Consider the following 12339-nt stretch of genomic DNA (forward strand, 5'->3'; position numbering starts at 1 on the left):
AGCAGGTGGAAGAGTGGCTGGCCGCCCGGCGAGTACGCGCGGCCCCCGAGCGCGATTGGGGCGAGTTCATCAGGATGACGCTACACGAGTCACGCGGCGTTCAGCTCACATTGGACGACATCGCCGGGCGGCTCCAAGTCTCGCCGCGCGCCGTCGAACGCGCGCTGAAGAAAGAGCGCAGCTGGAGTTTCGCGAGCTCTCCCGGCAGCTGATGCACGAGACCGCCTGCGAGCTGCTCCTTACCCAACTGAACGTGGCAGTCGACCGCCTGCTCGCGGTAACCGAGAACCCGAGGCATCGGTTTCTTCTGATGGCCTACGCGCGCCATCGCCTGCTCGAGGTGGCGGGCCGCTCCGACCACTACGTGACCTCGATCGCCACCGCCTACCAGCAGGTGTCCGGGAAGTCGATCCGAGCCAACAAGCTGCTGAATGTACTGCCCAAATTCATCGCGCGACACCTCATCGAGAAGGTGTTGGACCAGAAGGTCCACCACACGGACGACAACGACATGTACATCTACAAGACGGTGGGCATGCAGACATGGCTGGTGCTCACCATCCTTGGCCTGCGCCGGGCGAGATTCAAAGCAGTGCCATGGCCCGCGCCGCATCCAGCCCGGCAATGGCCGACAGCGCGGCGTCCCGCTCGGCCGGATGTCCATCGTCCTGGCTCAGCACGCTGTGCGCAGCCACCCATCCTTCGACGGCCAGCGCGGGGTCCCAGCGGTCCAGGTCGTGGTGCCGGATCTGCTCGACGATGCGTTGCGCGAAGGGCGCCGGCACCCGTCCTTCGCGGCTGGCGTGGAGCAGTTGGCAAAGGCCGATCTGCGCCCGCAGGCGCATGGGCGCATCGGACGCCCGGTCGATGGTCCGCTCCATCAGCGTCACGGCGGCATCGAGCTCACCGTTGACAGCGAGCGTGCGCGCCTTCGCCACTACGGCGCGCACGGCGTCGTCCCGGGACGCGGGCGTGCCGCCTGCGGCGGCAGGCGACCCGCCGAGCGTGCCGAGCCATTCGAGCGTGCGTGAATTGGCGAATGGCAGGCCGTTGGTGAACGACGGCGACTCCAGTCCCGGCAGGCGTTCGAGCAGGTCGCGCGCGTCGCCCGTTCGACCTCGCCCCGCGCCGCCGCGCCGCCCTCGCCCAGCCGCGCCAGGCCCGCGGCGCAGAGCGCCTGCAGGTCCAGCCAGAATGGAAAGGCCGGCAACTGTGCCTCGGCGAAAAAGATGGCGTCTTGCGGCTGCGGATCTTCCTCCTGCAGGCGCTGCAGCGTCTCCACCACCTGCGCGACGGGCGGCGCGATCTTCGTGCGGCCGTCGTCCGCAGGCGGCAGGGCGTCGAGGCCGCCCCAGTTGGCGAAGCGGCTGGCGCGGTAGGCGCGGGCGTCCCGAATGTCGGCGGCCATCATGGCGTCGACCAGATGGTTCAAGTGGTCGAACGCGAGCCCCAGCGCCACGGCCACATCGCCGGTGGACGCCGCCAAGGCGGCGAGCGCCAGCGGCGGGGCAGGCGTCGGCGCACTGCGCACCTCCGGTGTGGGCGCCGCGGTCTCCTCGGCCACGACCGCAGCGACCGTCGGTGCTTCCTCCGCCACCGGAATCCTGTCGACCAGGCTCAGCAGCTTCTGCATCGACGGCCCCTCGGCGTCCTTGGCGCGCAGTTGATCGTCGAGGCGCCGTGCCCCAGCCCGCAGCGCGGCGACCAGCGCCGGCGGCTGGGGATCGAGTTCGATCCAGTGCCGTTCCTCGGCCGCCAGTTCGGCACGGTCGAGCAGCCACTCGATCGCGTTGCGGCGGGCCCGCATCCGCGCGAGCGGCGGGTACATGCCGTCCCAGAAATGCTCGACCATGTCGCCCACCACCTGCAGCCCCATGGCCAGGCCCGGCAAGCCCTCGCCTTGCAAAAGTGCGCCACCGAGATAGCTCGCCACCAGCAGGTCCTTGCCCTTGTCGGCCAGAAGCAGCGACGCCAGTTGGCCGACACGCTGCCAGTCGGTCTGGCCGTCGGCGCCGGGGTTCCGATCTCGACTTGCAGGGCCTCGAAGCGCGGGTCGTCGCGCACCTCGCTGCCCGCGGGCCGCACGGCATTGACGGGCTGCCGTCCGATGCCTTCCAACAAAGCGTATCCAAGTCTCGTTTCTCCTGCTGTTTGACTGTCCGGGTCGGCCGCTCGGCTCAGTCCCAGAGCGCCTCCACCGACAGCGCATCGAACTCGTAGCCGACGCCACGTTCGGTGCGCAACAGCGCGGGTTGCTTGGGATCGGCCTCGATCTTGCGGCGCAAGCGCAGCATCTGGACGTCGATCGACCGGTCGTAGACGTCGTCGAAGGCGCGGGTGCGTTCGATCAGCTGTTCGCGCGTGACGATCTTCCTCGGCGTGCCGAGGAAAAGGACCAGCATGTTGAACTGGCTCGGCGACAGCGAGACGTCGCGCCCGTCGGCCGTGCGCAGGCGGCGCGCGGCCAGTGCGCGGCATCGATGCCGGGGCCGTCGTCGGCGACCTCGACCCAGCCCAGCTCGCCCTGCCGGTCGCCCAACTGCAGGTCGAAGCGCGTTTCGCCCGAGGCCCCGGCCGCGCGCGTGCCGGCTGTCAACGTGACGCCGTGCCGCGCCGCCTGGGTCGCGTTGCGCAGCAGGTTCTGCACGGCGCGCAGCAGCTGGCCGGGGTTCGCCAGCACCTTCGGGGCGGTAGCGCCCGGCAGCGGCCTTCGCGACAGCTGGATGCGGCTCGGGCACAGGGGGCGCGCCATCTCCAGCACCTCGTCGACCAGCTCGGCCAGATCGACGCAGCTGCGTGCGGGGTCGCCTTGGCGGGCCGCCAGCAGGATCTGCTGTGTCATGTCCATGCCGCGCTCGGTCGCGCGCTCCAGCTGCGCGAGCTCGGCCTGGCCGGGGCTGTCCGGCGGCATGCGCTCGCTCGCGATCTCGGCGCAGGCGCGGATCGTGCCCAGCACGTTGTTGAAGTCGTGGGCGACGCCGCCGGCCAGGAAGCCCAGCGATTCGAATCGGCGCGCCTGGTCGAGCCGGGCGGCGAGCCGCTGCCGCTCGCCGATGGTCACGGCCAGCTGCAGCGACAGCACGGCGATGCCGATCAGGTCGACCTGCAAGGCCCAGATGCCGTAGCCGTATTCGACGTAGGGCCCGAAGCCGGCGATCGTGATGGCGATCATGCCGATGGCGATCGCGGCGTTCAACTGGGCCACCAGCACCATGCCGCTGCGCACCGCCGCCCAGCACAGCGGGAAGGTGAGCGCGGCGCGGATCACCTCGTCGTGCATGCGCGGGACCAGCGCCAGGCCCATGCAAGCGAACGCGGCGAGGATCGGCAGCCAGTTGCCGCGGTCGCGGAAGACCGCAGTGGCCGCCGCCGTGTCCCAGGTCAGCAGGGCCGGCACGAGCGTGAGCATCGCCATGGCGTGGGGCACATAGATGCGCGGCCACAGCGCCGCCCAATCGGCGTCGGTGCCCCACCACAGCAGCGCGCTCATGAGCACCGACGGCAGCAGCGACAGCGCCACCGGCAGCAGCAGCGTGAACAGCAGAAGCTGGCGCGACGAGTCCAGCTGGCCGTCGGGCGCGATCCAGCGCCTGCCGAGCCAGGCGCCCAGTGCCACGCCGAGCAGCCCGAGCGCCACCAGTGCCGGATCGAAGGCCTGCGGCTGGCTCCCTCATGGAAGCGTCGCGCAAAGCGGGATTGCAACCGCGCGCCGGCTGGATCTCCACTGTACCCGCCCAGTCGCAGGGTCGAAGTCGTTTCGACAGGGCCCTTCGCAATCGACAACGTCGTACGTACTCGGAAACCTCACGCTATGGTTGGCTCGCCCAAGTCGGCCGACCGACTACACCTGTAATTTGATCATCCCGACGCACCCCATGACAATTGGCACCGTCCGAATTCGGGCAACCATCAACATTTGGAAGTTTGGATGATCTGTGCGAGCTACCCCGTGCGCTGCTGCGCGCACGCTCTATTTCTGGCGGCAGCTGCCACGTTGGCCGGCTGCGGTGGCGGTGGCGGCGGAGCGTCGTTCGCGTCGCTCGGCGCATCGCAATCGCCCCCGCCGATCAATACCACCCCGGTTGCCTCGGCGCAGGTCGATGCCGCTGTGGCCAAGCTCGACCTGCTGGCGGCCGATGTCATGCGACGCTCGAAGATTCCTGGCATGGCGGTGGCCGTGGTGAAGGACGGCCAGGTCGTCTACGCCAAGGGCTTCGGGGTGCGCCGGGTCGGCTCGCTGGAACGGGTCGATGCCGACACCGTATTCCAGCTCGCGTCGATGTCCAAGCCGATTGCGGCTACCGTGGTGGCCGGCCTCGTGGGAAACCAGACCGTGTCCTGGGACACGCCTGCTGCGACCCGACTGCCCGACTTCAAGATGTCCGACCCAGCGGTCACGCAACAGGTAACGATCGGCGATTTCTTTGCTCACCGCTCCGGCTTGCCGGATGCTGCTGGCGACAAACTTGAAGACCTGGGCTATGACCGCCAACAGGTCCTGCAGCGCATGCGCTACGTGCCATTGCGTGCCTTTCGCACCACGTACGGCTACGCCAATTTCGGCCTCACAGCGGGCGCGGAGGCTGCAGCCAACGCGGCTGGCATTGACTGGGCTACGCTGTCCGAGCGCACGCTCTATGCACCGCTGGGCATGCGCGCCACGAGTTCCCGCTTTGCGGACTTCATGCAGCGCGCCAATCGCGCGTCACCGCACGTGATGCGCGACGGGAGCTACCAGGCCCTGTACCAGCGGCAACCCGATGCGCAATCGCCAGCCGGAGGTGTGAGCTCGAGCGTCAACGACGTCGCGCGATGGATGTCGTTGCTTCTTCAGAACGGCAGCTACAACGGGCGCACGGTGGTCAAGCCCGAAGCCTTGCTGCCCGCGATCACTGGACAGATCGTGAATGGGCGGTCCGATGATCCGGCCGTGCGCCCCAACTACTATGGCTACGGCTTCAACGTCGGAACCACGACGGCGGGACGCGTCAAGCTTTCGCATTCGGGCGCTTTCATGCTCGGCGCGGGCACCGCATTCACCGTGATTCCGGCGGCCGGAGTCGCGATCGTCACGCTGACCAACGCAGCACCGGTGGGTGCCGCCGAAGCCCTGAACGCCACCTTCGAGGAATTCGTCGAATCAGGTGCGTCGTCGGCCGACTGGATCACGCTCTACGCGCAGCGGTTCTTGCCCTTCTATGTGCCCGAGGGGTCGCTGGCCGGCCAGCAACCACCGTCACAGCCGGTCGCAGCGCTGGGCAGCAATGTCTACGCTGGCACATATGTCAGCAGCTATTACGGCAACGCGGTGGTGGAGGCCAGCGGCAGTGGGCTGATACTGAAGATGGGGCCGACGGGCGCGAGGATCTTTCCGTTGCGACACTGGAGCGGCAACTCCTACGTCTTCGACCTGTCGGGCGAGAACGCGCCGCCCGGATCGGTCGCCAGGGTCGACTTCAAGCCCGGCATCTCCAGTGTCTCCGACAGCCTGGCGATAGACTACTACGCTGAGGACATCGCGAAAGGCACGTTCACGCGAACGCCCTGATTCCGTCGGGATGCAGCACCGTGTCTGCGCGCCCGATTGCTTGCTTTGCAGTTTGCCTATGGCATTGCTCGCCGCAGTGCCGGCGTTTGCCGCATCGCCGAGTTTCGGGCGCGAGGTGCTGGGTCTGCTGCGCCAGCCTGGTCATCGCCCATTTCGTTGTCGGTCGCGGCCGATCCTGGCCGGCCGATCTGACTCTGGCCGCGAGCGATGGCGAATTCTTCCTTCACTGCATCAGTCTCTAGAACGCTCGCGCCCCGGCCGTCAATGGGACGTGGGGCCCTGGGTGCGTCGCACCCGTTGCTCGCTCGTGCACTGCGCATTTCACGCGGGCCACAGGGCGCGCCAAGCCGATGCGCTTGACCGCAATCAAAGGATCAATGCCGAGGGCAACGCGCTGCGGTCCCGGGAGAGCTGCGAATGGAGCTGCGCGCACCACGTAGACGTCCTTGGCTCGGGGGAGGGACCGTCTCGCGGGAGGAGCCGGGCCTCCGCGGGGACGTTCCTACGGTCATGCAGGCGATCGAGGATGTCTACGTCACCGATGCGTACCACTCGCTGTCCATCGAGGGCTATCGAGTCACGCCTGAACTGATCCGCCGCGTTGCAGCCGGGGGCTGGATCGAAGACATCCACGAGGCACGTGCCGCCGCTACGTGAAGCTGTGCGGGAGATTGTGCCCGCCCTGTTCGAACTGCTGCGCGACGAACCATCAGCCGCGGTGCGCGCGGTGCTCGGCCACTTCATGTTCGATTTCATCCACCCGTACATGGACGGCAACGGGCGCCTTGGGCGATTCATCATGAACACGATGCTCACCTGCAGGCCGAAACACCGGTCGATGCTGCCTCGGACTCCACTATCGACGAGGTCGATCCGCAGAGCCCGCGCGGCTGAACACGCCGCGCGCACCTCAGAGACTGCACCGACGGCGTCGAGCTTGGCCTCCCGGTTGCCATTGCTTCGGTCGGGGCAAACCTCATCAGTGAGTACCTGAGCTGCGATCCTCCTTCGACGCAGACGTCCCGCGACGTTCTCGACGGTCGTACGGGTCCTGAGTCCCGTTGCCGCGCCATCTCGGCAATGCGCTGAGACGTCGTGCTTCTGTGCGATCTCGGCAATCGTCTTGCCATCGGCCAAGGCCTCAATCTCAAACCTCTCAGCCTCCACAGCCCTCCTCAGCATGTCTTCAAAAGGGGCCGATACCGGGAAAACTATAAGAAAAAAGGTTTGCTCTCCGCCATAACTTTCCATACATTTGATACCGCTGGTTTCGTAACACCAGCTTGTCGACCACCGGGCAATTCCCTGAAGCCACGCAGAATCGCCGGCAAGCCGACATCGGTCCAGAGAAGATCAATATCCGGAGGAGACGACAGATGGAAGCGTCGAAAGAACTCTTTCGAGGAGAGGTGCGGCCGCCGCTGCGCATTGCCGCTGCCCTGAATGCGCGCTGGCGACGGCGCACGCTACTTCACTGACGCCGCCAACGCCCTACGCCCTCTGACGAGGGCCGCCCAGACCGATTCATGTTCACGCGGCAAGCAGACGTAACGCTACTCGAAGATTCGAACTGCGCACGGTCCCGCCACCGCGGCTGCGTTCTCCACATCTGTCGCAAGAGGGTGTCCCATGCGCTTGCTACTGGTCGAAGACAGCGAACTCCTCGGAACAGCCATCCAGAAAGGCTTCGTTCGCTCCGGCTATGCGGTCGACTGGAGCCGCGGCGGCAAGGACGCACTGTCGGCCCTCGCATCCTGCGAGTACGACTGCGTGCTGCTCGACCTCGGGCTGCCGGACTTGGGCGGGGATATCCTGCTCAAGATCATCCGCTCGCGGGGCATCCCGGTGTCGGTGATCGTGGTCACGGCGCGGGGCAACATCCAGGACCGCGTCCGCCTGCTCGACATGGGTGCCGACGACTACATGGTCAAGCCGCTCGACCTGGACGAGGTCGCTTCGCGCGTCCGGGCGGTGCTGCGCCGCGCGCCGGGCCGCGTGCCGACTTCGGGCGAGCCGGAGCACGGCCTGCTGAAGCTGTACCCGTCGCACCGCATGGCCACCTGGAACGGCAACGTCGTGCCGCTGACCAACAAGGAGTTCTGGTTGCTGGAGATCCTGGTGCGGCGCAAGAGCCAGGTGCTGTCCCGCTCCCAGCTGGAAGAGGCGCTCTACACCTTCGATGCGGAGGTAGAGAGCAATGCGGTCGAGGTCTACGTCCACTACCTGCGCCGCAAGTTCTCTCCGGAGCTGATCTTGACGGTGCGCGGCGTCGGCTACCAGCTGGGCCCCGAGCGCTGGGATGCATAGACCGGGCGCTTCCTGGTCCTTGCGCCGTCGCGTCACGGCGATCGCGCTGTTCGTCTGCATCGCCACCCTGGTGGCCGGCGGCGCAGCGATGCACCGGGCCGATCAGCTCGCCGACCGGAACGTGTTGGACGCGCGGCTCGTTACGCTGGCACAGACGGTCCTTGCATTCGCCGCACACGAGATCGAGGAGGAGGGCCTCGAGCGCGGTCTGGTCGACACCGGCCGGGAGACCGAGCACACGCTCGGCGCGCGCTACCACTACCAGATATGGTCTCAGGACGGCAGGCTGCTGCATCGAAGCCGGCATGCACCCGAGCCTGCATCGATGCGGCCGCTGGGCGAACGGGGCTTCGGACAGGCGAAGGTAGGCGGCGAGGATTTCCGCACCTACACCGAAGCGGCTCCCAAGTCGGGCATGATCATCGAGATCGCGGAGCGCATGCGCGACCGCGAGTCGGCAGCCGGTATCACCACCGGGTACTTCCTGGCCTTCCTGGCCGCGCCCCTGGTACTGATCCTCCTGAGCACCTGGTGGTTCCTGAATCGCGCGCTTCGCTCAGTCGATAGCTACGCGACCCAACTGCGGGAGCGCCACACGCTCGACCTGACCGAGCTGGACGAAGCGCATCCGCCGGCCGAGCTCAAGCCGATGGTCGATTCGATCAACGGATTGTTCGGACGCTTCCGGCAGGCCTTGTCGGTCGAGCGCGAGTTCACGGCCATCGCCGCGCACGAGATGCGCACGCCGCTCGCAGGCCTGCGCGCCCAGGCCCAACTGGCCATCACCTTGGCGAATTCGCCCCAGGAGCTGTCGACCTCGCTGCGCGGGTTGATGGCCGGCATCGACCAGGCCACCTACCTGCTGGACCGGCTGCTCGACCTTGCCCGCGTCGACAGCCTGGCCGTGGCCGGCGGCCACGCGCCCGATCGGGTGAAACTGGAGGAGGTCTACCGCAACGTGATGTGCGAGCTCGGTCCGGTGGCCTCGCAACGCGATCTCCTGCTGATGGCGCGCTTCGAGGTCGACGAGCTGCTTGTCGTCGAGCTCGGGCTGCACATGCTGCTGCACAACCTGATCGTCAACGCAATCCGCTACACGCCCGCGGGGGGCCGCATCGAAGTCGCGAGCGCGCTCGGTCCCCAGTCAGTCCTGATCACGGTCGACGATTCGGGGCCGGGGATTCCGGCCACCCGGCATGCGGATGCCTTCCAGCGCTTCAACCGCCTTGGCCGCCGAGACACGCACGGGGTCGGGCTCGGACTGGCGATCGTGCAGGCTGTCGCGCAGGCGCACAACGCGGTGGTGCACCTGCTGGAGTCGCCGCTAGGCGGCCTGCGGGCCGAGGTACGGTTTCCCGCAACGGCTCACATCTGCCGTGCGGCCCTGCGCAAGGTGGAGGTCACCGGGTCCAGCAGGTACTGAAGCGCTGTCTGGAAGCCGCCGTCGATGTAGACCTCCGCCGGCATGCCGGCCTGCATCTTGAGGTCGCCGACCGCCTTCACCGATTCGGGGTCCGCGAGGATCGAGACGCTGTAGTAGGGCATCTGCGTGACCTTGTCGACGAAGCGGTCGCCCGAGAGATAGGTTACCTTGCCGGTGACCATCGTCGCGTTGCGGTACTTGAAGGCGGTGAACTTGATGCGGGCGTGCTGGCCGACCAGCACGTTGTTCACTTCCTCAGGCCGGATCTGGGCCTCGATCATCAAAGCGGTGTTGCTCGGCACGATCTCGGCGATCGCCTCGCCGGGCCGCACGACCGAACCGGGTGAAGTGAACTTCAGGTCAATGATCTCCCCCGATGCAGGCGCGAGCACGACCTGGCGGGTCGTCGCATCGTCCGACTTGCGCAACTCCTGTTCTATTTCGCTGACACGCGCGACGGTCGTCTTCAGCTGGTCGCTGGCGGAGCGCAGGTATTCGTTGACGATCGAATTGCTCTTGATGTCCGCGTCGATGAGGCGCCCATGGCCGCGCGCGAGTTCGGAACGTCGCTCTTCCAGCTTCGAGGTGTAGTCGGCCACCGACGCTTCCATCTGGTTGATCCGGGCGGTCGACACGAAGCCCTCTCGCACCAAGTCGCGGTTGGCCTCGAGGTCGCGTTGCTGCAGCGCGAGCGACTCCCGCGCCCGCGCGCCTTGCGCCTCCAGCGCGGCGATCTCGCGCTGGACGTTGTGGCGCAGCTGCTTCATCAGTGCGAGTTCGCTGTGCAGCGAATGCTGGCGTGCGGCGAACAGGCCGGCCTCCTTCGCCATCGCATCCTGCAGCCGCGGGTCCTTGCGGCCTTCGGCCTGCAGCCCTTCGGAAAACACCAGGCGCGCGGCCCGGCGGTGCTCGGCATCGAGCCGCTCCAGCGTCGTGCGTTCCACGGCCAGACGGTAGGTCAGGCGGTTGCGGTCCGCATCGACGCCGACGTCGCCCATGATGATGAGCGGCTCTCCTTCCTTGACAACCTGGCCGTCGCGAACGAGCACCTGGCGCACAATGCCGCCTTCCAAATGCTGCACCGGACGCCGGTTCAGGTCGACCTTGACGTGGGCGGGCGCGACCACCGCCATGGCGAGCGGCGCCCACCCGATCCAGGCACCGAGCGGGACGACGATGCCCAGCACGGTGAACAGGCCGCCGCGAACCAGCCCTCGCACCTGCTGCTCGGTGGTCCTGCGGCGCGGCGCCTTGCCGGCGGATGGAAACGCTTGTGGGTGTGTCATGAATTCCCGCCTCCTCATGCAGCTCGCTCGACGAGCGCTGCCTGCGCCACCTTCTGCATCGATCGCATCACCTCGGCGGCCGGACCGAACTGCTTCACATGGCCGCCCTCCAGAATGAGGATCTTGTCGACGTGCGCGATCAGAGACGGGCGATGCGTGACGACGATCGACGTGACGCCTTCGGCGCGCATGCCGCTCAGCGCGCGGGCGAGAGCGATCTCGCCTTCCGAGTCGAGGCTGGCGTTCGGCTCGTCAAGCACCAGCAGCCGCACGTCGCCATGCATCGCGCGAGCCAGTGCGATGCGCTGTCGCTGGCCCGGCGACAGGCGCGTCCCGCCGTCGCCGATCGGCGTGTCGTAGCCATTGGGCAGTTGCACGATCATGTCGTGGGCATTGGCGCGCCTGGCCGCTGTGATCACCGCCTCCGCATCGGGCTGCTCGAGGCGGCCGATGTTGTCGGCGACCGTGCCGTCGAACAGCTCGACATCCTGCGGCACGTAGCCGATCCATGGACCGAGTTCAGGCCGCGACCAGGTCGAGAGCTCGGTGCCGTCGAGGCGGATGCTGCCGATGGTCGGTGGCCAGATCCCGGTCAGGAGACGGGCCAGCGTCGATTTGCCCGCACCGCTCGGGCCGATGATCGCCAGCGCCTCGCCAGCCGCCAGATGGAGCGACACCCCCGAGAGCAGCAGCTTCTCCATGCCCGGCGGGCGGAAGGAAACGCCATCCACCCGCAGATGACCGACCGGACGCGGCAGCGACATGCGCGGCTCGGCCTTGCCGAAGTGTTCGCAGAGATCCCGCAGGCGCCTGTAGGCCGAGCGCGCCTCGTTCAGCACGCGCCAGCTGCCAACGATCTGCTCCACCGGCTGCAAGGCCCGGCCCAGCAGGACGGTGGTGGCGATCATGACGCCCGCCGAAGCGGCCTGCGTGAGCACCAGGTAGGCACCGATCGACATCATCATGACCTGTACCGCCTGGCGCAGGAAGCGCGAGGCGGCGCTGAAGCTCACGCTCGCACTGCTGGTGCTTCCCTGGAGCGCCAGGGCCTCGTCCTGCTGCTTGCGCCAGCGTCCGAGCAGCCGCTCGGTCATGCCCATGGCCTGCAGCACCTCGGCATTGCGGAGCGACCCCTCGACATAGCGCGAAGCCTGCCGGGTTTCCTTCTGCACTGCATCCAGCATCTTCCGGTTCATGCGGTCGTTGAGCCAGGCCAGCGCCAGCATCAACGTGGCGGCGACGGCGGCACCCCAGCCGAGCGCCGGATGGAAGAGGGCGATGACGCCCACATACACGACGATCCAGGGCGCATCCATCAGCGCCGTCAGTCCGTTGGCCGAGAACAGGCCGCGCAGCGTGGCCACGTCGCGCATTGCATCCGGCCGCGCGTTGAGCGGCGAGCGTGCCGCCGCCGCCACCACGGCGTGCACCACCGGGGGGGACAGTCGCTCGTCGACGATGTTGCCAAGCAGGTTCTGCAGCCGCAGCCGCACGTAGTCGAGCACGAACAGGATCACCAGTGCGGAGCCGACACCCAGCAGCAGCACCCACAGTGTCTCGCGGCTGTTGGTCGGGAGCACCCGGTCGAACACCTGCAGCATGAAGAGCGCCGGTACCAGGTACAGCAGGTTGATGACGAATGAAAAGAGCGTCAGGTGAAGAAGCAGCGGCTTCAGCTCGGTCCAGATCGGCTTCACAGTGGGTCTCCTCCGGTTATGCAGGGCAAGACGCGCGCGCGTCTTGCCCTGTCCTCCTCACTTCCTCTTTTTCCCTTG

General features: G+C 67.3%; 11 protein-coding genes and 1 pseudogene. 5 read left to right on the forward strand and 7 right to left on the reverse strand.

The window, feature by feature from the left end; translation table 11 throughout:
• Nucleotides 1-100 precede the first annotated feature (100 nt).
• From QZH52_RS23475 to QZH52_RS23495, 5 genes and pseudogenes are all read right to left on the reverse strand, one after another.
• On the reverse strand, nt 101-664 hold the full coding sequence (locus tag QZH52_RS23475; protein ID WP_301812955.1) for a hypothetical protein: 564 nt from the start codon (nt 662-664) through the stop codon (nt 101-103).
• Nucleotides 585-1046 (reverse strand): type VI secretion system domain-containing protein, encoded by a 462-nt coding sequence (locus QZH52_RS23480; RefSeq protein WP_301812976.1) that lies wholly within the window; start codon nt 1044-1046, stop codon nt 585-587. The genes QZH52_RS23475 and QZH52_RS23480 overlap by 80 nt, the downstream gene beginning before the upstream one ends.
• On the reverse strand, nt 938-2209 hold the full coding sequence (locus QZH52_RS23485; protein ID WP_301812977.1) for a TssA family type VI secretion system protein: 1272 nt from the start codon (nt 2207-2209) through the stop codon (nt 938-940). The genes QZH52_RS23480 and QZH52_RS23485 overlap by 109 nt, the downstream gene beginning before the upstream one ends.
• A pseudogene (locus QZH52_RS23490) lies at nt 2178-2459 on the reverse strand (winged helix-turn-helix domain-containing protein); the annotation flags it as partial. The gene QZH52_RS23485 and the pseudogene QZH52_RS23490, both read right to left, overlap by 32 nt.
• Nucleotides 2348-3637, reverse strand: coding sequence for a hypothetical protein (locus QZH52_RS23495; RefSeq protein WP_301812956.1), 1290 nt, complete (start codon nt 3635-3637; stop codon nt 2348-2350). The gene QZH52_RS23495 and the pseudogene QZH52_RS23490, both read right to left, overlap by 112 nt.
• A gap of 291 nt (nt 3638-3928) precedes the next feature.
• On the opposite strand from QZH52_RS23495, the gene QZH52_RS23500 reads away from it, so the two are divergent.
• From QZH52_RS23500 to QZH52_RS23520, 5 genes are all read left to right on the forward strand, one after another.
• Nucleotides 3929-5548, forward strand: a complete 1620-nt coding sequence (locus QZH52_RS23500) for a serine hydrolase (protein WP_301812957.1) — start codon at nt 3929-3931, stop codon at nt 5546-5548.
• Between the two features lie 510 nt (nt 5549-6058).
• Nucleotides 6059-6205, forward strand: coding sequence for a hypothetical protein (locus QZH52_RS23505; protein WP_301812958.1), 147 nt, complete (start codon nt 6059-6061; stop codon nt 6203-6205).
• Nucleotides 6206-6221: 16 nt separating this feature from the next.
• The gene (locus QZH52_RS23510) at nt 6222-6542 is read left to right on the forward strand and encodes a Fic family protein (RefSeq protein WP_301812978.1); all 321 of its coding nucleotides are present in this window, start codon (nt 6222-6224) and stop codon (nt 6540-6542) included.
• Between the two features lie 635 nt (nt 6543-7177).
• Nucleotides 7178-7855: a response regulator transcription factor gene (locus QZH52_RS23515; protein ID WP_301812959.1), complete on the forward strand. Its 678-nt coding sequence runs from the start codon at nt 7178-7180 to the stop codon at nt 7853-7855.
• Nucleotides 7848-9278 (forward strand): ATP-binding protein, encoded by a 1431-nt coding sequence (locus QZH52_RS23520; protein WP_301812960.1) that lies wholly within the window; start codon nt 7848-7850, stop codon nt 9276-9278. Before QZH52_RS23515 ends, QZH52_RS23520 begins: the two co-directional genes overlap by 8 nt.
• On the opposite strand, the gene QZH52_RS23525 is transcribed toward QZH52_RS23520, so the two are convergent.
• A complete protein-coding gene (locus tag QZH52_RS23525) occupies nt 9221-10564 on the reverse strand; it encodes an HlyD family type I secretion periplasmic adaptor subunit (protein ID WP_301812961.1) in 1344 nt (447 codons plus the stop codon). The two genes, QZH52_RS23520 and QZH52_RS23525, sit on opposite strands and share 58 nt — an antisense overlap.
• Nucleotides 10565-10578: 14 nt before the next feature.
• Nucleotides 10579-12261 (reverse strand): type I secretion system permease/ATPase, encoded by a 1683-nt coding sequence (locus tag QZH52_RS23530; protein WP_301812962.1) that lies wholly within the window; start codon nt 12259-12261, stop codon nt 10579-10581.
• Nucleotides 12262-12339 lie beyond the last annotated feature (78 nt).

Origin of the sequence: Variovorax ginsengisoli (assembly GCF_030486595.1) — a bacterium.
Classification (GTDB): Bacteria; Pseudomonadota; Gammaproteobacteria; order Burkholderiales; family Burkholderiaceae_C; genus Variovorax; species Variovorax ginsengisoli_B.

What these genes read in the sequence shown, in the direction of transcription:
- QZH52_RS23475 (WP_301812955.1), bottom strand. Translation starts at nt 664, where the DNA reads ATGGACATCCGGCCGAGCGGGACGCCGCGCTGTCGGCCATTGCCGGGC.
- QZH52_RS23525 (WP_301812961.1), bottom strand. Translation starts at nt 10,564, where the DNA reads ATGACACACCCACAAGCGTTTCCATCCGCCGGCAAGGCGCCGCGCCGC.
- QZH52_RS23500 (WP_301812957.1), top strand. Translation starts at nt 3,929, where the DNA reads ATGATCTGTGCGAGCTACCCCGTGCGCTGCTGCGCGCACGCTCTATTT.
- QZH52_RS23485 (WP_301812977.1), bottom strand. Translation starts at nt 2,209, where the DNA reads ATGCGCTGTCGGTGGAGGCGCTCTGGGACTGAGCCGAGCGGCCGACCC.
- QZH52_RS23515 (WP_301812959.1), top strand. Translation starts at nt 7,178, where the DNA reads ATGCGCTTGCTACTGGTCGAAGACAGCGAACTCCTCGGAACAGCCATC.
- QZH52_RS23520 (WP_301812960.1), top strand. Translation starts at nt 7,848, where the DNA reads ATGCATAGACCGGGCGCTTCCTGGTCCTTGCGCCGTCGCGTCACGGCG.
- QZH52_RS23505 (WP_301812958.1), top strand. Translation starts at nt 6,059, where the DNA reads ATGCAGGCGATCGAGGATGTCTACGTCACCGATGCGTACCACTCGCTG.